Source organism: Chloroflexota bacterium, assembly GCA_014360805.1.
GTDB lineage: Bacteria > Chloroflexota > Anaerolineae > DTLA01 > DTLA01 > DTLA01.
In genome coordinates this window covers 1-20653 of record JACIWU010000027.1, presented here as the reverse complement: position 1 = coordinate 20653, position 20653 = coordinate 1, and the positions used below count along the sequence as shown (strand labels likewise).

Below are 20653 nucleotides of genomic sequence, written 5' to 3'. Positions count from 1 at the left end.
CGTGCACATCTGCCTGATGACCCGCACCACCCTGGCGCACATCGGGGGCGGCTTGGAGCGGCACGCTGCGGATTTGTGCCAGGGCCTGGTGGAGCGGGGGCATCGCATCACCGTCATCACCACGCGCCACCCGCAGGGCGAGACCGAAACCCGGGCCCCAGGCATCCGCACGCTGTTTCTGCCCTACAGCGCCGACCGCGCATACGCCGTCGCGTGGTGGCGGGAGAGCGCCCGCGCCTTTGCCCGGCTGCACGCCGCCGACCCCGTGGACATCGTCTGGAGCCAGGGCATCGGGGCCTACGGCTATCTGCGTCTGCCAGCCCGCCAGCGGCCCATCCCGTGCGTCGCCATCCTCCACGGCACGCCCCTGGGCGAATGGCGCGCCATGCGACGCCAATGGGGCGACTCGCCCCGCCATGCGCATCGCCTCGTCCGCTTCGCCGCGCGCACGTTGCTGTTCAGGCGCATGTTCCGCACCACGGCGCAGCGCGCGGCCGGCGTCATCTGCGTCAGCCCACAACTGGCCGAAGACGCGATCGGCGAACTGTCCATCCCCAGCAGCAGGGTAGCGGTCGTGCCCAACGGTGTGGACGCCGCGAAGTTCCGACCAGACGCCTCGGCGCGGCGGGCATTGCGCGCCCAACTGGGCCTCGCGGCCGACGCGCTGGTGCTCCTGACGGCGGGACGGCTGGAACAAGCAAAAGGGCACCATCGGGTGTTGCGCATGGCAGCGTCGCTCGTGGAGCAGGGCCTGGCGCCCACGGTTCTCGTGGCGGGCACCGGGCCGGACGAAGCCTGGCTGCGCCAGCAGGCGGCATCCCTGGGCCTGGCCGACCGCGTCCGCTGGCTGGGCCACGTCCCGCATGAGCAGATGCCCGCCGTGTACAATGCGGCGGACATCGCGCTGATGCTTTCCATCCACACCGAGGCGTTTTCATACGCCGTCGCAGAGCCAATGGCGTGCGGCTGCCCGGTGATCGCCAGCGCCGTCGGCGGGGTCGTTTCGCTCATCTCCCACGGCGACAATGGATTTCTGGTGTCGCCGGGCGGCGAGGGCGAAGCGGCTACCCTCGCGGCTTCGTTGGCCCGCGATCCCGCCGCGCGCGCCGCCATCGCCCAGGCCGCCCGACAAACGGTGCTCGCGCGGTTCACGCTGGACAGGATGATCGCCGACACCGAGTCGGTTTTCCTCCGCCACGCCATCAGACAGGGAGCGCAACCGTGAACGGCGACCTCCCCGCACGTTTCGGCAGGGGGCTGTTCTGGAACTACGCGGGGCGTATCGGCGAGTACGCCATCCGCTTCCTGTTCGTCAGTCTCATCGCCAAGCGCCTGGGGCCGGGGGATTTCGGCGTCTATTCCTTCGCCTACAGCGTCTTCGTGGCGGGCACGCTGCTGGGCGCGCTGGGCTACGAGCAGGCCCTGAACAACTTCGTGCCCGCGCTCCTGGATGACCCGGCCCGGCAGCGATTCTTGCTTCGCCGAACGCTGGCCCTGCGGGCGCTCATCATGGCCTGCCTGGTGGTGCTGGGAGCCGTAGGCGCGCCGCTTCTGTCGCGCTGGACAGGCCCCGCGGCTTCCGCCGTCGTGTGGGTGCTCCCCTACCTGTTCTGGTTCAACGTCGCCAATCTCCTGGCGTATTTCTGGGTGGGGCGCCTAGAAGTGCGCCTCGTGGCGCTGGTTCGCATTGGCGTGCAAGTGGTCAACTACGCGGCGGCGTGGTACCTGTTGCAGCGCGGCTACGGGCCGCAGGCGATGCTCCTGCTCCTGGGCGCGACGGCGGCCCTGGCATCCGCCGCGTACCTGGCGTACACGGCGCGCTTCCTGCGGGGGCCTGCCTCGCCCCTGCCCATGGGCCGCGTCCATCGCTTCGCCGTGAACACCGGCATCATCAACGGGCTGAACTACGTCCTGGGGCAACAGTCCGATGTGGCGCTCATCGGCCTCCTGCTGCGCGACAGCGTCCAAATCGGCTTCTACAACCTGGCGGCGACGCTCACCACCATCGCGGGCACGGCGCTCCTCATGGGCCTGGAAGGCGTGGGCCTGTCGGCGATGGCCGAGGTCGCGGCCAAGAGTATGCGCGACCTGGCCACCGCGTGGCGCGCCTTCATGAAAGTAACCATGCTCCTGTCGGTGCCCGTGCTGGCGTTCTGCGCGCTCCACGCCGCGAAACTGGTGGCGCTGTACGGCGAGACCTATCGGGAAGCCGCTTTGCTCCTGCAAGTCTACGCGTTGTTCACGGCGGCGAACCGATTCCTGGGCGGAGGAACCAGCACCGGCACGCTGTACGCCATGCGGCGCGAAGGGTGGGCCCTAGGGCTGCGGGTGGCCACGGGCGTCCTGAACGTCGCCCTCGCCATCGCGCTGATTCCCCGATGGGGCGCGGTGGGGGCGGTGGCCGCCACGGGCTTCTGCGGAATCCTCACCACCGCCGCCGAGGTGTTCCTGGTCATGCGGGCGACCCGTGCGGGGTACCCCCTGGGATTCGCCCTGGCGGTGGGGGCCGGCAGCGCAGTGGCTACCCTGGCGTCGCACTTCGCCACAGGCGGCGGCCTGTGGGGGCTGGCGCGGGGCGCGGGGGTATTCCTTCTGGTTTTCGCCGCCTGCTTCGCCCTGCTCAAGCCGCTGGACGCCGAAGACCGGGACCTGCTGGCCCGCTTGTCGCCATCCCTGGGGGAGCGCGCGGCGCGGTTCGTGCGTGCGCGTCGTTCGGGCAGCGACCCGCAGGGCCGCAAGCGGCGCGAGCCGTAGGCCCCCATTTGCGCCCACGCACGGCCATAGCGAGCGTAGGGCAGGTTTCCATACCTGCCCTCTGCCTTCGGCGGCTATGGAAAGCCGCCCTACGAACTGTCGCCATCCGTGGGGGAGCGCGCGGCGCGGTTCGTGCGCGCGCGTCGTTCGGGCAGCGACCCGCAGGGCCACAACCCGCGCGAGCCGTAGGCCCCCATTTGCGCCCACGCACGGCTGTAGTACACTCATATCAACGCCTGTGTCGCCACGGGAGACGCACGAATGCGGATTTGCATAGACATCTCGCCAGCAGCACACCGCAAGGCAGGGCTGGGCCGCCATGCCCGCGAACTGGCCGAGCGCGCCCATCGGCTGGACGCCCTCAACGACTACAGCCTTTTCACGTACCAGCCGTCGCGGGGGCAGATCCCGCCCGGCCTGGCCCACCTGCCCACCTACTCCGTCCCGTGGCCCGCCAAGCCCTGGCGCATGAGCGTCCTGCTGGCCCACTACGCGCGCGTCCCGCAGGACGGTCTGGTGCCGGGCGTGGCGCTGTTCCACGGCACCGATCACCTCTTGCCGTATTTTCGGCGAATCCGCACGGTGTTCACGCTGCACGACCTCATCCCGCTGCTGTTCCCGGAGTTCCACCTGCCGCTGAACCGTTGGTTTCTGACCCTGATGTTTCCGCGCTTCCTGCGCCGCGCCGACGCCATCATCGCCGTGTCCGAATGCACCAAGAAGGACGCCATCCGCATCTACGGGGTGCCCGAAGAAAAGATCACCGTCATCTACAACGGCGTGGACGCGCGCTTCCATCCCGTGCGCGACGCCGAGACCCTGCGCCGGGTCCGCGCGGCGTACCGCCTGCCCGAGGCGTACATCCTGTACGTGGGCACCATTGAGCCGCGCAAGAACCTGGTGCGCCTGCTGGATGCCTACCATGCCCTGCGGCAGGCAGGGCGCCCGCACAAACTGGTCGTCGTGGGGGCCAAGGGGTGGCTGTACCAGCCGTTCTTTGACCGCATCGCCGCCCTGGGCCTACAGGACGAGGTGATTCTCCCCGGGTACATCGCCGACGAGGATTTGCCCGCCGTGTATTCGGGCGCAGCCCTGTTCGCGTTCCCGTCGCTGTACGAGGGGTTTGGGATACCGCCGCTGGAAGCCATGGCCTGCGGCGTGCCGACGCTGGTCTCGGACACGTCGTCCCTGCCCGAAGTCGTGGGGGATGCGGCGCTTCGGGTGTCGCCCACCGACACGGGCGCGATCAAGGCCGCCATGGAGCGCATTCTGAGCGACGCGGCGCTGGCCCGCGAATTGGCGGGGCGGGGGCCCGAACGGGCGCGGATGTTCACCTGGGACAGGGCGGCCGGCCAGTTGGTGGACGTGTACCATGCTGTGGGGGCGACGCGCGAGTCGCCCTCCGACCACGGAAGGAGAGCACCATGAGTCTCATCGGCAATCTGCTGTGGATCTTCCTGGGCGGCGGCATCCTCGTGTCGCTGTGCTACCTCATCGGCGGCATCGCGCTGTGCGCTACCATCGTGGGCATCCCGTTCGGCGTGCAATGCTTCAAACTGGCGTGGATGGCCCTGGCGCCGTTCGGCAAGGAGATTGACTCCAGCGGATCGGCGAAGGGGTTGCTGCCCATCCTGCTCAACATCCTGTGGCTGGTGTTCGGCGGGCTGGAAGTGGCGGCGGTGCACCTGGTCTTCGCCCTGCTGTGCGCCATCACCATCATCGGGCTGCCCTTCGCCAGGCAGCACATGAAGTTGCTACGCCTGGCGCTGGTGCCCTTCGGCGCGAAGATCACCTAGATTCCCCGCCGAACACGGGGCGTTCCTGCAGCGCCGCCTAGTAGAACATCGCATTGACGGCGTTGTACAGGGCATGCGCCACAACCGGCCCCACGATAGAACCCGTGAGGCGGAACATGACGCCGGCCAGCAGCCCGAAGGCGAAGGGGAAGCCCACGACGCCGAACAGGGCCAGCACGTTGGGCACAAAGAGCGCGCCGGGGAGATGCCAGAGGCCGAAGAGTACCGACGCCAGGAACGTGGCGAACCACCAGGGGTAGCGCCGCTGTAGGGTGATCTGCATGTAGCCGCGGAACAGGCTTTCCTCGCCCAGGGCGATCGTCATCAACTCCACGGGGAAACTCTGGGCCAGCGCCGCAAACCCGGCATCGCCCAGGCGCAACTGGCCGGTTGCCACAAGCGGCGCGCGCATGATCGCCTGCAGCGCCAGCGCCAGGCCCGCGCCCAGCAACACCTGCCGCAAGGCGCGCCGCCCCGTGAACCCAAACACGTCGCCGCCCGACCGCTCGCCCAGCAGGATCGCCAGAGCCACAAGGGGGAACAGGCTGCCGGTGGCCGCGAGGGAAGCGTGCCAACTCACGCGAAGCGGGACAAGGCTGGCGGCCACCAGCACCATTGCGGCCGCCCGCGACAGCACGACGAAGACCCAGAGCGCCAGGCCGGCCCACCACGGAGCCGCACGAGTCGGCGGGGAAACTCGCGTCCGGCAGAGGCCGAGCAGGAACGGGAGCGGCAACACGAGCGCCGCGCTATAGGCCGCGTCGGCGCTCCAACTCGCCAATGCCGCCAGCCCCGCCATCACGCCGACGTAGGCGACGGCAACCCCAGCCCAACGCAACCATGTCGCCATGCTACTTGCCGGTGCTCCCGAACCCCTCCTTGGGGCCTAGCGGAATGTCCTCGTCCGTCTCCACCAGTTCCACGTCCATGCGCTGCGCCCACATCTGGGCAACGCGGTCCCCGGGGTGAATCGTAACCGGCCCCACGCCAGGGAGTGGCTCCAAAATCGTGCAGACCTCGCGCCCGTTGAATTCGGGGTCAATCAGGCCCACATGCGCCTCGTAGCCGTGGCGGAGCGGCGCGCTGGATCGCGCTTTGACGATGGCGCCGTAGCCCGGGGGCAGTTCCAGCGCGATGCCCAACGGCACCAGCGTGGGGCCGTTCAGCACAAGCGGCGCGTCCAGGCGTGCGAACAGGTCGTAGGCCGCGCCGGTCTTCACGGGCCTGCGCCCGCCAGCGAGAACCTTGTACCGGATAGCCACATCTGCCTCCTGATGTTGCGGATTGCTCCGAATTACGATTCCAACTTTTCCGACGGCGGGCTGCCGTTGGGGCGGGCTTCCGGCTCGGATTCCTGCGACAGCGACTCGCCCAGCAGTTTGGACTTCTGGTAGGCCGCCCAGACGGCCTTGGACAGCACCGTGCGGATGCTGCCCTTGTCCAGTTGGTAGATGGCCTCGGCGCTCGTCCCGCCTGGCGAGGTTACCATGTTGCGGAGTTGCGCCAGGTGCAGGTTGGACTGGCGCGCGAACAGCACCGACCCCAGGACGGTCTTCGTAACCAGGGCCTCGGCGATGCGCCGCGAGAATCCCAGGTGCACCGCCGCGTCCACCAGCGCCTCCATGATGAGGAACACGTAGGTCGGGCCGGTGCCGCTCACCGCCGTCGCCATGTCCAGATAGCGCTCCTCGTCCACCTCTATCTCTTCGCCCAGGGCGGTCAGAATCCTGCGCCCCACCTCCCGCTGTTCGGGCGTAACCTGGGGCGTGGCGAACCACACCGAAATCCCCTCGCCGATCTGCGCGGGCGTGTTGGGCATCACGCGGATGACGGACGGAGCGCCGAGCGTCTGCGCGATGTAGGAGACCTTCGCGCCCGCCACGATGGACATGACGAGTTGCTCGGGCCGCACCGTCCCGCGAAGTTCGTGCAGAACCATGCGAAGCCGCTGCGGCTTGACCGACAGGACGACGACATCGGCATTGCGGGCGGCCTCGCGGTTGTCGGTCGTGGCGTGGATGCCGTACTTGGCGGTCAACTCGGCGGCGCGTTCCTTGCGGGGGCCGCTCGCCCAGATGTGGCCCGCCGCCGTAACGCCGCACCGCAAAATGCCCTGAATCATGGCCTCGGCCATGGTGCCGCTGCCGATGAAGGCCAACCGCGCTTGTTGGACTGTCTCTTCCATTGTTTGGATATCCCTTTCCGCTTTGTATGCCTAACAAAACGCCTCCCGTGAGGGAGGCATGTTCAAGACGAACGACATGGTTCCATCGCAGGCGAACGCTATCGCCGCCCTACCTCCCCGTGGTGCCTGTGCCCCTGAGCGATGCCCAGGGGCCTGGGAGGGATAGGCGTGCGCTGCCCTCGTCCGATTTGCGTGGGAATGCGATGCCACATACGCCTGCCGCCTTTGCGGTGTATCTTACCGCAAAAACCCGCGATGTCAAACAAAGATACGCGGCGCTGGGCCGAGGCCACAGCGCCGCAACCGACAGCGAAGAGGCAAACCCACGGCTTACGAAGGCGCCTTGTGCACTCGGACTGCCGCGACTTTGAGTTCTGGAATCTTGGACACCGGATCCAGCGCTGCGTGGGTCAACACGTTGCCCAGCGCCTCGGCGAAGTGGAACGTCATAAATACGACGCCCGGCCTGCAACGGTGCCCCACCGCGGCCCGCGCCTTCACCTGTCCGCGCCGCGATTCCACGACCACCCAGTCGCCGTCCGCGATTCTCAGCCTCGCTGCATCCTCGGCGTTGATCTCCACGCGCTCCTCCGGGGCCAGTTTGTTCAACCCCGCCACGCGGCGCGTCATGGTGCCGGTGTGATAGTGTTCCAGCCTCCGGCCAGTGGTAAGGATGAGCGGATAGGCTTCATCCGGCGTCTCGGCCGGGGGCACGTAATCCACCGGGTTGAACTTGCCGAGGCCGCGCGAGAACTTGCCGACGTGCAGGATGGGCGTGCCCGGGTGATCGGGCGATGGGCACGGCCACTGGATGCCACCGTTCTCCAGCCGACAGTGGCGAATGCCGCCGTAGATGGGTGCCAGCGCCGCCACTTCGTCCATGATCTGGGCGGGAGATGCGTAGTCCCAGCCTGCGTAGGGGCCATCGGGCGTCTGCCCGAGCGCCTTCAACGTGCGGCGCGCCAGGTCGGCGACGATCTCCCAGTCGGGACGCGCCTCGCCCGGCGGGTCAATGGCGGGCCGAATCAACTGGACGCGCCGCTCGGTGTTGGTGAACGTGCCGGCCTTTTCCGCGAACGACGCGGCGGGAAGCACCACGTCGGCCAGGCGCGCCGTCTCGGACAGGAAGATGTCCTGCACCACGAGGAAGTCCAGGCTCTCCAGGCAATGGATCACGTGCTGGCTGTCGGGGTCGCTCATGACCGGGTTCTCGCCCGTAACGTAGAGCGCCTTCAGCCGTCCCTTCTCGGCGGCGTTGAGCATCTCCACGATGGTGAGGCCGGGCCTGTCGCCAAAGGTCGCGCCCCACGCCTGGGCGAACTTCTCGCGGGCCTTTTCGTCCACGACGCGCTGATAGCCGGGGAAGAAGTCGGGCAGGCAACCCATGTCGCACGCACCCTGGACGTTGTTCTGGCCACGGAGCGGGTTGACGCCGCCCCCGCGAATGCCCATGTTGCCCGTGAGCATCTGCAAATTCGCGCACGCCTGCACCCCTTGGTGGCCGGATGTGTGCTGGGTTACGCCCATGGCATACACCAGCGCGGCGGGCTTCGCTGTGGCGTACAGGCGGGCTGCCTCGTACAGGCGCTCCACCGGGACGCCGGTGATCTCGCTGACCCGTTCAGGTGTGTACTTGTCCACCACCGCCCGCCACTCGTCAAACCCCTCGGTGCGGGAGGCGATGAACTCCTTGTCTTCCCATCCCTCTTTCAGGATGATGTGCGCCAGGCCGTTCAGCAGGGCGATGTTGCCGCCCGGCTCAATCGGCAGGTGGATATCGGCGCGCCGCGCCAAATCCGTGCTGCGGGGGTCCACGACGATGAGTTTCGCCCCCTCGCGCACCGCCCTGCGGATATTCAGCCCGATGACGGGGTGCTGCTCGGTGGTATTGGAACCGATGATCAGGAAGGCTTTGGCCTCCTTCATATCGTCAATGGAGTTGGTCATCGCCCCGGAGCCGAATGCTGTGACCAGACCGGTCACGGTGCTGCTGTGTCAGAGACGCGCACAATGGTCCACATTGTGCGTCCCCAGCACCCCCCTGGCGAATTTCTGGAGCAGGTAGTTCTCCTCGTTCGTGCACTTCGCGGATGTAAGCAGCGCCACTGCGTCGGGGCCGTGCTCGCGCACCGCCGACGCCAACCGCTGGGCCACGAGGTCAAGCGCCTCGTCCCAGGTGGTTTCCACGAAAGCCCCATCCTTCTTGATGAGCGGCTTCTTCAGGCGGTCAGGATGGTTGATGAACTCGTACCCAAACCGCCCCTTGACGCATGTGCGGCCACGGTTCACGGGGTTGTCGGGGTCGCCGCGCACCCCTACCACCGTGTTGCCGCGGGTTTGGAGGATCAGGCCGCACCCCACGCCGCAGTAGGAGCAGATGGTCTTCGTCTCGGCGGCGGGCAGTCCGTACCGCAGCCAGGCCTCCGGGTACAGCGCGCCTACGGGGCATTTCTCCACGCACTGCCCGCACGATTCGCAGGTGGAGGTCGCCACGGGCCGGTCCAGCACCGTCGCGATCTTGGTGCGGAAGCCGCGATAGGCGAAGTTGATCGCCCCGAGTTGTTGAATCTCATCGCAGGTGCGCACGCACTTGCCGCACAGGATACAGCGGTCCAGGTCGCGATGGTAGAACGGGTTGGAGTCATCTATCGGGTAGGCGTGCTTTTCGCCGCGGAAGCGGTTGGTGCGAACGCCTACGTAGGCCGCCACGCGCTGGAGGTCGCAGCGGTTGTTTTGGGGACAGGTCAGGCAATCCTCCGGGTGGTCCGAGAGGAGCAGTTCCACGATGTTGCGGCGCGTCTTGTCAATGATAGGGCTAGACGTGCGTACCACCATGCCGTCGGTGGCGGGCGTGGTGCAGGAGGGGAGCATGGGGCGGCGATCGCCCTGCACCTCCACCAGACACAGGCGGCACGCGCCGAAGGGCAGCAAATCCTCATCGGCGCACAGGGTGGGGATGTACACGCCTGCCTTCTTGGCCGCATCCAGAATCGTGGCCCCGTCTTCTACCGTTACCTGCTTGCCGTCTACGGTCAGCGTAATGGTCATGTTTGCGTCTCCTTCCATCCGAGCACCGTGGCTATTCCACAAGGACCGCGTCAAAGTTGCACACCTGGCGGCACGTGTCGCAGCGCGTGCATACCGTCGGGTCAATCACGTGCACTTTCTTCTTCTCGCCGCTGATAGCGTTCACAGGGCAATTGCGGGCGCAGAGGGTACAGCCCGTGCACTTCTCCTCGGAAATGCGATACGTGATGAGCGCCTTGCAGACCTTGGCCGGGCAGCGGTGCTCCTTGATATGCGCCTCGTACTCGTCGCGGAAGTAGCGGATGGTGCTAAGCACGGGGTTGGGAGCCGTCTGGCCCAGCCCACACAGCGACCCGAGTTTGACCGTCTCGCCCAGTTCCAGCAACAGGTCAATGTCTTCCATCTTCCCCTGGCCCGCCACGATGCGCTCCAGGATTTCCAACATGCGCTTGGTTCCCAGACGGCACGGGATGCACTTGCCGCACGATTCGCTCTGGGTGAAATTCAGGAAGAAGCGCGCCACGTCCACCATGCAGGTGGAGTCGTCCATGACAACCAGGCCGCCCGATCCCATGATGGAGCCTGCCTTCGTGAGCGTCTCGTAGTCAATGGGCCAGTCCAGGTGCTCGCTGGACAGGCACCCACCCGATGGGCCACCCGTCTGCGCCGCCTTGAACTGCCGGCCGTTGGCGATGCCGCCACCCACGCCGAAGATGACTTCGCGCAGGGTCATCCCGAAGGGCACCTCTATCAGGCTGCTGTTCACCACCTTGCCGGTCAGGGCGAAGGTCTTCGTGCCCTTGCTCTTCTCGGTGCCGACGGAGGCGAACCAATCGGCGCCGTTGAGGATGATGGGCGGGATGTTGTTCAGCGTCTCCACGTTGTTGATGTTGGTCGGCTGGCCCCACAGGCCCTTCTGCGCGGGGAACGGCGGGCGTGGACGGGGCATCCCGCGCTTGCCCTCTATGGAAGCCATGAGCGCGGTCTCCTCGCCGCAGACGAATGCGCCCGCACCTTCCTTGATGGTTACGTCAAAACTGAAGTCGGTGCCGAAGATATGTTCGCCGAGGAGGCCCAGCGCCCGCGCCTGCTCCAGCGCCTTGCGCAGCCGCACGATGGCCAGCGGGTACTCGGCGCGGCAGTAGATGTAGCCATGGTCGGCGCCGATGGCGTAGGCGGTAATGAGCAGCCCCTCCAGCACGCTGTGGGGATCGCCCTCCAGGACGCTGCGGTTCATAAAGGCGCCCGGGTCGCCCTCGTCCGCGTTGCAGATGACGTACTTGTGCTCCCCAGGCGACTGGCGGCAGAAGCCCCACTTCATGCCCGTCGGGAAACCCGCGCCACCACGGCCACGCAACCCCGACCGCTTGACTTCCTCAATCACGGCTTCGGGCGTCATCTCAAACAGGGCCTTCGCCAGCGCCGCGTACCCGTCGCGGACGATGTACTCGGCCACCGACTCGGGGTCAATGAAGCCGCAGTTGCGCAGCACGGTGCGCCGCTGCGTGGCGAAGAAGGGCAACTGCTTCCAGGCCGGGATGCCGTCATACGGCTCGTCGCCGATGACCGCGAAGGCCACATCCTTGCGCACGTTGTTGTGAAGCAGGTGCTCTTCCAGAATGGTCGGGATGCTCTTGGGGGTTACTTTGGCGTAGCAGATGCGAGGCTCGCCCGGCCTTACGATGTCCACCAGGGGCTCTTCAAAACACATGCCAATGCAGCCCACGGGAACGATCTCGGCGGACACGGGCATGTCGGCCAATTTCTCGCGCAGGGCCGCCAAGACATCCAGGCCGCCAGCGGCAATTCCGCACGTCCCAAGGCCAACCAGGATGCGGGTGCGGTCAGGGGGCCGCGTGCGCGCGATTTCGCTTTCGGCCCAGGCGCGCAGGGATGCGTAATCGCTATACATGCTCTTCCTCCGCGGTCTTGCGAATCAGGCGGCGCGCCTTGTCCGGGCTCAAGTTCCCATAGGTGCGCCCGTCCACAACCATCACCGGCGCCAGACTGCACGCGCCGAAACAGGCGATCTTCTCCACGGTGAACAGGCCGTCGGGCGTGGTGTCCTCGCCGCCTCCCAGTTGCAGTTCGCTCTCCACCGCCGTAACGATGAGCGGCGAGCCGCGCACATGGCAGGCCGTGCCCCGGCATATTTTGACGTTGTGTTTGCCCATGGGACGCAGCCGAAACTGCGCGTAGAAGGACAGCACACCGAACACCTCGCTTGCAGGAATGCGGAGTTTCTCGGCAATGGCGTAGATGGCTTCCTCGGAGACGTACCCCTCGGCCTCCTGGGCCTTCTGCAGCAGGGGGATGAGATCTCCCTTGCCGGTTACGGGCGCTTGCAAGATTTGGCTGAGTTTGTCGTTCAACGCGACCTCCTTTCAGCGGCAGTTCTGCGGCAACGGCTGCACATGCGCGACGGGTAGCCGCTGGGCACGGACGCCGGACTAGGACCGAGTGAGGGGATACCAGGCGAATGGGGGTGCTTTCCAAACATCATGCTGGCTGCGTTGCGCAACATGGCGGTTTTCTCTCCGACGCAATGGCGAAGTGTGCGCATTATACGGCCAAACCCGCCGCACGTCAAAGTCGGCGGGCGGGCCCCGGCCAGTTCCGACGCGCTCACGAATCGCTCCCACGCCGCGCTCAGCAAATGCGCGGCAACTGTTCGCCCGTCAGCATCTCCACGACTCTGGACACGCCCAGCACGGTCTTCAGCACAACGCGCCCCGGATGCGCTTGGCTGGCGCGCCCGATGATGCGCGCGTTCCGGCCCAACGGGTGGGCGTGCATTGCAGCCAGCGCGGCCTCCGCGGCCTCCGCCGCTACGATGGCTACCAACTTGCCTTCGTTCGCCACATACAGCGGGTCCAGGCCCAGGAGTTCGCACGCGCCCCGCACGGCCTCGTTGACCGGAACCGCGCTTTCCTCAATCTCCAGGCCGACATCGCCCGCCTGAGCCAGTTCCACCAGCGTCGTCGCCAGGCCGCCCCGCGTGGGGTCCCGCATCACCCGCACGCCTCCGCAGGTCAGGATGGCCTGCGCCAGGCCGTTCAGCGGCGCGCAGTCGGAGACCAGAGACGTGCTCAACGCCAGGCCCTCCCGCTGAGCCATGACGGCGATGCCGTGGTCGCCCACGGTCCCCGAAACCAGGACGGCGTCTCCCGGACGGATGTGCGATGGCGACAGGGAAACATGGTCCTCAATCAGGCCGACGCCGGCCGTGTTGATAAACACCCGGTCGGCGCTGCCCTTGTCCACCACTTTCGTGTCGCCGGCCACAACCTGCACGCCTGCATCGCGGGCCGTCTCGGCCACCGACTTCACAATGCGCTCCAGGTCGGCGAAAGGCAAGCCCTCTTCCAGGATGAAGCCAATGCTCAAGTACAGCGGGCGCGCGCCCACCATGCTGAGGTCATTCACCGTGCCGCACACCGCCAGTTTGCCGATGTCGCCGCCCGGGAAAAAGATGGGCCGAATCACATACGAGTCGGTGGTGAAGGCGATTCGGACTGATGGAGGCGGCAGGATGGCGGCGTCGCCCAGGTCGTCCAGGAATGGATTGGACAACGCGCGCTGGAACACATCGCGGATCAGGTCGTGGGTCAGCCGCCCGCCGCTGCCGTGGGCGAGCAGGATCGTCTCACGCTTCATCGGCCGCGCCTCCATACTGGTAGTAGGCCGCGCAAGCCCCCTCGGCCGAGACCATGCACGGCCCCACGGGATTCTCCGGCGTGCAAACCTTCCGGAAGAGCGGGCACGAGGGCGGAGCCAACACCCCCCGCAGGACATCGCCGCAGCGACATCCCGGCGGTTCCCGCGACGGGGTCGCATCCACGGGGAACACACCCGCCGCGTCATGCGCCGCGAACTCCGCCCGTATGCGGAGGCCGCTGGCCGGAATCACGCCCAGCCCGCGCCATTCGGCGTCGGCCACCTCAAACACGCGGTTCATCACGTCCAGGGCGGCGCGATTGCCCTCCGGCAGCACGCTGCGGGAGTAGGCATTGTCCACCCGCGCCTCGCCCGCCGCAATCTGCTCCACGAGCATGGCGATGCCCCGCAGGATGTCCAGCGGCTCAAACCCCGCGACGGCGATGGGCACGCCGTACTCGCGCGGCAGGAATCCCCAGGCATCGGTGCCGATGACGGTGGTAACGTGCCCGGGCCCCAGCACGCCCGACAGGTTCACCTCGCCCGAATCCAGAATGGCGCGGGTGGCGGGGGGAGTGAGTTTGTGCAGGCCGAGGACGTAGTAGTTGCGCACGTTGCGAGTCCGCGCGTCCAGGATGGAAGCCGCCACGCCGGGGGCTGTGGTCTCAAACCCCACGCCCAGGAAGATCACGGGGCGGGACGGGTTCTGCTCCGCCAGGCGCACGGCGTCCAGCGGCGAATAGACCACGCGCACGTCGGCCCCGCGCGCTTTGGCCTGTTGCAGGCTCTCCCGACTTCCGGGCACCCGAATCATGTCGCCGAAACTCGCCAGGATGACGCCGGGCACGTCCGCCAGGGCGATGGCGCGGTCCAGGTCTGCCGCGGCGGTAACGCACACCGGACACCCAGGCCCCGACAGCATCTCCACCGTCGGCGGCAGCGCCTGACGAATCCCAAACCGCAGGATGGCGTGGGTGTGCCCCCCGCAGAACTCCATCAGGCGCACGGGCCGCCGCGCCCGCTCGCGGATGCGCTCCAACAGCGCGCGGGCCAGCCGAGGGTCCCGAAACTCATCCACGAACTTCATCCTATCGCTCCTGTGCCCGCCGAATCGCCTGCCGCGAGGGCGAAATGGCCGATGGCGGCCTGGCCGAGCGCCAGCCCCCCGTCGTTGGCCGGCACCTGGCGGTGCAACAGCGGCTCCAGGCCGCGCTTCCGAAGTTCCTCCACGGTCTGCGCCAGCAGCAGGCGGTTCTGGAAGCAGCCGCCGGACAACGCCACAGTCGTGAATCCGGTGGCCTGCGAGATCAGGCAACACACCTCGGCGGCCATCTGCGCCAGGGTGCGATGGAAACGCCCCCCAATCTGGGCGAGCGTCCGCCCCTCCTGGACATCCCGCACCACGCCGGCCAGCAAAGGCTTGAGGGCGACCTCGTAGGCGCAGGGGAGCGGCGGCAGCGATGCGGTGTCGCCCCATGATAGCGGTTCCGCGCGCCGGAAGAAGTAGCCATATGCGTCGCCCTGCGCCAATTGCGAGGCCATCTCCATCTCTATGGCGGCCTGGGCCTCGTAGGTAACGCGGCCACGCCCGCCAGCCATCGCAGCCACCGCGTCAAACAGCCTGCCGCACGAGGTCGTCATGACGGTGTTCAGCCCTCGCTCCACCTGCCGCCGGACGGTGAGGATTTCGGCTTCGTCCATCTGGGCCAGGAACGGCAGCGCGGGGACTTCGCCGAACAGCGCGTACAGGTACGCATACGCGATGCGACAGGGGTTGCGGATGCCGGCGTCGCCGCCAGGGAGCGGGAGCGGCTCCAGCCAGGCCGCACGCCAGAAGCCCCGCAGGTCGGCCACCAGCCATTCGCCGCCCCAAATGCGCCCGTCCAGGCCATAGCCGGTGCCGTCAAGAGCCACGCCGATGACCGGCTCGGTGCGGGCGTTGTCCACCATGCACGCTGCGATGTGGGCGTGGTGGTGCTGCACGGCCACGAGGGGAAGGTCATCTCGCCAGGCCCGCTGGCGGGCGTAGCGGGTGGCCAGATAGTCCGGGTGCAGGTCGCACGCAATCGCCTCGGGCCGAAGGCGGAACAATCGCTCGTAGAGGGCCAGGGCGGTCTCATAGTGTTCCAACGTCTCCAGATTCTCCATGTCGCCGATGTGCGGGCTGATGAAGGCGTGCTCGTCGCGAGTGATGCAGAACGTGTTCTTCAGTTCGGTGCCGGTGGCCAGCACCGTGCGCGCACGGAAGGGCAACCGCACGGGATAGGGCGCGTAGCCGCGCGCGCGGCGCAACGGCTGCGGTGCCGACGCCACGCCTCCCTTGCCATCGGGCACGCGCGGCACGAACCAGACGCTGTCGTCGTAGCGCGCATAGATGGCGCGGTTGTGGAGCAGAAACCAATCGGCCAGACTGCGCAAGCGACGCCAGGCTTCCTCGTTGTCCTGGGCGATCGGCTCCTCGGACAGGTTGCCGCTCGTCATCACCAGGGGCCGCCCCGCATCGTGCAGCAGGATGTGATGCAGCGGCGTGTAGGGGAGCATGACGCCCAGGTAACGGTTGTTGGGGGCAACTTCTTGCGCCACCGACGAATCGGGTCTCCACTCCAGCAGCACGATGGGGCATTGGCGCGAGGTGAGGAGCGCTTCCTCGTCCGGCGTTACCACGCAGTGGCGGCGCACTTCCTCCATGGAGGCCATCATCACCGCCAGGGGCTTCGCGGGGCGACGCTTGCGGTCGCGCAGCGTGCGCACGGCGTCGGCATTGGTCGCGTCGCAGGCCAGATGGAACCCGCCCAGGCCCTTGATGGCGAGAATAGCGCCCTGCTGCAACAGGCGGGCCGCGTGGGCGAGGGCCGGTGCCCCGGCGGGGTCGTCGTCGGGGGGCGTCAGCGCATCCGCATCGTCCGCCGAAGCGGGCACAAGCCACACCCGCGGCCCGCACACGGGGCAGGCGTTGGGCTGCGCGTGGAACCTGCGGTTCAGCGGGTCGTCGTACTCGGCCTGGCAATCCGGGCACATTTGGAACGCGGCCATGGTGGTCAGGGGACGGTCGTAGGGCACGTCGGCGATGATGGTAAATCGCGGGCCGCAGTTGGTGCAGTTGGTAAACGGATACCGATAGCGGCGGTCGTCGGGGTCAAAGATCTCGCGGAGACACTCCGGGCACGTGGCGATGTCGGGCGAGATGAGCACGTATCCTGCCTCGGCCTTGCTCTCGCGGATTTCAAACCGCTCCCAGCCGTTGGGTGGAATGTCCACCCGCTGCACGCTCTCAATGTGGGCCACGGGGGGCGCCTTGGCCACCAGGTCGCGCGCAAAGGCTTCCAGCGCCTCGGGCGAGCCTTCGGCCTCAATCACGACGCCCGACGAGGTGTTGATGACCCAGCCGCTCAGCCCCAGACTCACCGCAAGGCCATAGACGAAAGGGCGGAACCCCACACCTTGCACCACGCCGGTTATCTTGAACCGCGAAGCGACCACAAGCGCCATCTGCGGGCTCCGTCCGCCTACCTCGCGGATGGGGCGCGGCGAGCCTGCCACTGGCCCCATAGCCACTCGGCCCACTCGCCGATGCCCTCGCCGGTGCGGCAAGAGACCTCAAAGATGGCGGCGTCGCGGTTCATGCCGCGTATCGCCTCGCGCAGCGCGGTCAGGTCAAACTCCACGTAGGGGGCCAAATCCATCTTGTTGATGACGACGGCCTCCACCGCTGTGAAGATGCCCGGGTACTTGTAGGGCTTGTCGTGGCCCTCGGGCACGCTGGCGATCATGACGCGCAGGGCTTCGCCCAGGCGGAACTCCACCGGGCAGATGAGGTTGCCCACGTTCTCCACGATGAGCAAGTCTATCTCGTCCAGCGGAAGGGCGCGCAGGGCCTGACGGATCATGGGCGCGTCCAGGTGGCACGCCCCGCCCGTGTTGATCTGCACCACGGGAATCCCCGCGGCGGCTACCTTGTCCGCGTCAACGCGCGAGGCCACGTCGCCCTCAATCGCGCCCAGGCGCAGGCGCCCGTTCAGCGCCCGCGCCGTCTGCAAGATGAGGCTCGTCTTGCCGGCGCCGGGCGATGCCATGAGGTTCACGCTGAGGATGCCGTGGGCCTTCAGCGTCGCAGCGTTCTCCTGCGCGATCTGATCGTTGGCGTTCAGAATGTCGGTTACGACCTCTACCTTCCGCATCGTTTTCATTCCACCTCAATGCTTTCTATGTACGACTCGCGCCCCGACAGGACCTCGCCCCCAAGGTTCCCGCATCGGGGGCAGCGCCAGTCCACGCCGTCGGGCGCGAATTCGTGCTGGCACGCGTGGCACCGCACCCGTGCGGGCATGCGACGGATGTGCAGCGCCGCGCCCTCCGCTTCCGTCCCACGGGCCAGGAAGTCAAAGTAGAATTGGATGCTCTCGTCCACGAAACTGGTCAGGTCGCCGATGACGAGGTTGACCTGCACCACGCGATGGGCATCCGCCTTGCGCGCGTGTTCCAGCACGACCTTGATGATCTGCTCGGTAACGGGGAGTTCGTGCATCGCGCTACCCTTCGCGGTCGGTTTGCGCCATGTCCAGAATCATGCGGGTCGCCGTCTCCGCGCGCGCCCTGCAGGCTTCCGTCAACCCCAGGCCGAAGTCAAAATCGCCGCCGCGGACGGATACCAGCGCGGCTTCCGGCGCTCGTCCGCGGGCAGCCCGCGCCACCGCCAGCATCATGCCCGGACTCATGTGGTGCGTAACCGCCTGGAACCCGTATTCCTCCTGCACGGGAAGCACGCGGACGTCGTCCGGGATGACGCCCGTATGCGCGTCCACGAAAACCACCAGTTCGTAATCGGCCAGCATGGGCGCGATCTCCGGCAGCAGTTGGTGCAGCGCGATGGCGTCCAGGGGATGCCCGCAATCGTCCAGGCCGTCTTCGTCCGAGTCAAGTCGTCGCAGCCCCTGCTGCACCCGCAGGGCATTGGCGACGTAGAATCCCACGCCGTCGTCGCGGCGATAGGGGTTGCCATACCCGATGACAAGAGTCCGTCTCATCCGATATTCCTGATGCACCTCACCCGCATCTTACAGTGTCAAAGGCTATTGTATCACGCCAACCGAAAGTGTCAAAAGCAGACCTCCGAGGTCTGGTACCCTCGGAGGTCTTGGAGTGAGCCCCCAGTGTGGGCAGGTTAGTCCCGCGTCAGGCGCTGGAGCAGGCTGCCGTCCGGGCCGAACAGTTCAATGACGATGGGCATGGCCCCGATGGCGTGGGTGGAGCACGACAGGCACGGGTCGTGGGCGCGAATGGCGGCCTCCACGCGGTTGAGCATGCCTTCGGTCAATTTCTTCCCGTCCACGAAGGCCTTGGCCACCATTTCCACCGACTTGCTCATGGCCCAGTTGTTGTGGCCGGTGGCCACGATAAGGTTCACCTTCGTGAGCATGCCGTTGGCGTCGGTCTTGTAGTGGTGGAACAGCGTCCCGCGCGGGGCCTCCACGCACCCGACGCCTTCGCCGGCGAACGTGCCGGTGTCCGCGACGATGTCCGTAGACAGGATGTCGGGATCCAGCAGAATCTCCTTGGCGCGCTCAATGGCGTACAGGTCCTCAATGAGGCGAGCGTAGTGGAACCACAGCGTGCCTTCCACCGGCTTGCCGCCGTTGATGGACTTCCAGACCTTGAATTCCTCGGCTGCCATCGGCGTGTTGATTTTCGTGGCGGCATTGAGCCGACCCAGCGGGCCCACGCGGTAGGTGCCGTTGGGCCACCCCATCTTGCGGTAGAAGGGGAACTTCAGGTAAGACCAATCTTCCACGTGTTCGCCGACGTAGGTGAGGTAGTCCTGCGGGTCAAACTCCTCCAGTTTCCGGCCGTCCTTATCCACCAGTCGCACCTTGCCGTCGTACAATTGCAGGCCGCCCTCCTCGTCCACCAGGCCCATGTAGGACGACGGGAACACCGCGAACTGGTTGATGAGGTCCATGTTGGCCTCGCACCACTGCTTGGCGATGGCCAGGCCGGTCTTGATGACCTCGGTCATCTCGTCAATCTGGGCGAGGATGGCGTCGCGGTCTTGCACGGAAAGGGGAGCATTGACGCCGCCGGGCACGGCGAAGACGGGATGCACCCGCTTGCCGCCCAGGCGCTTGATGATGTCCTGGCCGAACCCGCGCAGGCGCACCGCCTTGAGCGCCAGTTCGGGATTGGCCTGAACGATGCCGACGACATTCCGGATGGCCGGATCTGCGTCAAAGCCGAGCAAGAGGTCCGGCCCAGCCAGTTCAAAGAAGTGCATGGAGTGGGACTGGATCATCTGTCCCATGTGCATCAGTTCGCGCAGGAGACTAGCGGTGCGCGGGGGCTTCACTCCCGCTACAACATCGCACGCCTTGGCCGACGCCAGGTGATGGCTGACGGGGCAAATGCCGCAGATGCGCGGGGTGATCTGCGTCATCTCAAAGAAGGGGCGCCCTTCCGAAAACTTCTCAAATCCGCGCCATTCGTTCACATGGAAGAACGCCCTCTCCACCTTGCCGGCGTCGTCCAGGTGGATGGTAACCTTCGCGTGGCCCTCAATTCGCGTTACAGGCTCTATCGTAATCTTTTGCATGGTTGCGCTCCTTGTCTGGGTCAAATCCTGAGACCTAGCAGGCATGATGCGTCAGTCGTACTTCAAGTTGTCGCCCGTGAGAACGGGAATACGGCCCTCCAAGAGTTCAGAGAGGGCGTAGTAGATCGCGTCGGGCGATGGTGGGCACCCCGGGATATGGATATCCACCTTGACTACCTGATTGACGGCGCACACGCGAACGGGCGTTCCGAGTTCCTCGGAGCAGGGGACCTTGCCATCCACCGTGCTCTCGGTTTCCACGTAGGCGCGTTTCAGGGCCTCGTTCATGTCAAAGAAGTTGCGCATGGTTACAATCCCGCCGAACACGGCGCAGTCGCCCAGCGCAATGAGAATCTGGCACCGTTCGCGCATCTGCTTGGCGACCTCAATGTTGGTGGTGTTGGAGATAGCGCCCGTGAGAATCCCAACCGTAGCGCCCTCCTTGGGCGGATGCTTGAGGTCGGTGATGGGAGTGGACGTGAGTTCAATTTTGTCCAGCAGTTGGACGAGCCGCTCATCCATGTCCAGCACGGACATGTGGCACCCGGCGCAAGCGGCCAGCCAATCGGTTGCAACCTTGACTTTCGCCATGGATTATCCTCCTTGAAGTCTACCTCTCGTGCGGGATCAGCGCCGCCAACCCCGCACGAG

The 20653-nt window shown here is 66.6% G+C and carries 18 protein-coding genes; 4 read left to right on the top strand and 14 right to left on the bottom strand.

The features are described 5' to 3' along the window. Position 1: 1 nt before the first annotated feature. The 4 genes from H5T65_06400 (at position 2) to H5T65_06385 (ending at position 4550) form a co-directional block, all read left to right on the top strand. On the top strand, positions 2 to 1225 hold the full coding sequence (locus tag H5T65_06400; GenBank protein MBC7258860.1) for a glycosyltransferase family 4 protein: 1224 nt from the start codon (positions 2 to 4) through the stop codon (positions 1223 to 1225). Further along, positions 1222 to 2754, top strand: coding sequence for a polysaccharide biosynthesis protein (locus tag H5T65_06395; protein MBC7258859.1), 1533 nt, complete (start codon positions 1222 to 1224; stop codon positions 2752 to 2754). Before H5T65_06400 ends, H5T65_06395 begins: the two co-directional genes overlap by 4 nt. 261 nt (positions 2755 to 3015) lie before the next feature. Further along, the gene (locus tag H5T65_06390; protein ID MBC7258858.1) at positions 3016 to 4182 is read left to right on the top strand and encodes a glycosyltransferase family 4 protein; all 1167 of its coding nucleotides are present in this window, start codon (positions 3016 to 3018) and stop codon (positions 4180 to 4182) included. Then, positions 4179 to 4550, top strand: a complete 372-nt coding sequence (locus tag H5T65_06385; GenBank protein ID MBC7258857.1) for a YccF domain-containing protein — start codon at positions 4179 to 4181, stop codon at positions 4548 to 4550. Before H5T65_06390 ends, H5T65_06385 begins: the two co-directional genes overlap by 4 nt. Positions 4551 to 4587: 37 nt before the next feature. Here the strand turns inward: H5T65_06385 and H5T65_06380 are convergent, their stop codons facing one another. The 14 genes from H5T65_06380 to H5T65_06315 form a co-directional block, all read right to left on the bottom strand. Then, the gene (locus tag H5T65_06380; GenBank protein ID MBC7258856.1) at positions 4588 to 5400 is read right to left on the bottom strand and encodes a CPBP family intramembrane metalloprotease; all 813 of its coding nucleotides are present in this window, start codon (positions 5398 to 5400) and stop codon (positions 4588 to 4590) included. Between the two features lies 1 nt (position 5401). Beyond that, a complete protein-coding gene (locus tag H5T65_06375) occupies positions 5402 to 5812 on the bottom strand; it encodes a dUTP diphosphatase (protein MBC7258855.1) in 411 nt (136 codons plus the stop codon). A 32-nt stretch (positions 5813 to 5844) separates the two neighbouring features. Then, complete coding sequence (locus tag H5T65_06370) at positions 5845 to 6735, bottom strand: pyrroline-5-carboxylate reductase (GenBank protein ID MBC7258854.1); 891 nt, start codon at positions 6733 to 6735, stop codon at positions 5845 to 5847. 330 nt (positions 6736 to 7065) lie between these two features. Then, positions 7066 to 9783, bottom strand: coding sequence for a formate dehydrogenase subunit alpha (gene fdhF, locus H5T65_06365; protein MBC7258853.1), 2718 nt, complete (start codon positions 9781 to 9783; stop codon positions 7066 to 7068). A gap of 31 nt (positions 9784 to 9814) precedes the next feature. Beyond that, on the bottom strand, positions 9815 to 11674 hold the full coding sequence (gene nuoF, locus H5T65_06360; protein ID MBC7258852.1) for an NADH-quinone oxidoreductase subunit NuoF: 1860 nt from the start codon (positions 11672 to 11674) through the stop codon (positions 9815 to 9817). Further along, a complete protein-coding gene (locus H5T65_06355) occupies positions 11667 to 12113 on the bottom strand; it encodes an NAD(P)H-dependent oxidoreductase subunit E (protein MBC7258851.1) in 447 nt (148 codons plus the stop codon). Before H5T65_06355 ends, nuoF begins: the two co-directional genes overlap by 8 nt. A gap of 298 nt (positions 12114 to 12411) precedes the next feature. Beyond that, the gene (gene hypE / locus H5T65_06350) at positions 12412 to 13419 is read right to left on the bottom strand and encodes a hydrogenase expression/formation protein HypE (protein ID MBC7258850.1); all 1008 of its coding nucleotides are present in this window, start codon (positions 13417 to 13419) and stop codon (positions 12412 to 12414) included. Further along, positions 13409 to 14506, bottom strand: a complete 1098-nt coding sequence (gene hypD, locus H5T65_06345; GenBank protein MBC7258849.1) for a hydrogenase formation protein HypD — start codon at positions 14504 to 14506, stop codon at positions 13409 to 13411. The genes hypE and hypD overlap by 11 nt, the downstream gene beginning before the upstream one ends. After that, complete coding sequence (gene hypF, locus H5T65_06340; protein MBC7258848.1) at positions 14503 to 16908, bottom strand: carbamoyltransferase HypF; 2406 nt, start codon at positions 16906 to 16908, stop codon at positions 14503 to 14505. The genes hypD and hypF overlap by 4 nt, the downstream gene beginning before the upstream one ends. A 17-nt stretch (positions 16909 to 16925) precedes the next feature. Further along, positions 16926 to 17606 (bottom strand): hydrogenase nickel incorporation protein HypB, encoded by a 681-nt coding sequence (gene hypB / locus H5T65_06335; protein MBC7258847.1) that lies wholly within the window; start codon positions 17604 to 17606, stop codon positions 16926 to 16928. Then, on the bottom strand, positions 17603 to 17944 hold the full coding sequence (gene hypA, locus H5T65_06330) for a hydrogenase maturation nickel metallochaperone HypA (protein ID MBC7258846.1): 342 nt from the start codon (positions 17942 to 17944) through the stop codon (positions 17603 to 17605). Before hypA ends, hypB begins: the two co-directional genes overlap by 4 nt. A 4-nt stretch (positions 17945 to 17948) precedes the next feature. Then, on the bottom strand, positions 17949 to 18443 hold the full coding sequence (locus H5T65_06325) for a hydrogenase maturation protease (protein ID MBC7258845.1): 495 nt from the start codon (positions 18441 to 18443) through the stop codon (positions 17949 to 17951). Positions 18444 to 18580: 137 nt separating this feature from the next. After that, positions 18581 to 20002, bottom strand: a complete 1422-nt coding sequence (locus tag H5T65_06320; GenBank protein ID MBC7258844.1) for a Ni/Fe hydrogenase subunit alpha — start codon at positions 20000 to 20002, stop codon at positions 18581 to 18583. Positions 20003 to 20053: 51 nt separating this feature from the next. Then, positions 20054 to 20593 carry an NADP oxidoreductase gene (locus H5T65_06315; protein MBC7258843.1) on the bottom strand — a complete coding sequence of 180 codons (540 nt, stop codon included), beginning with the start codon at positions 20591 to 20593 and terminating at the stop codon, positions 20054 to 20056. Between the last annotated feature and the right edge of the window lie 60 nt (positions 20594 to 20653).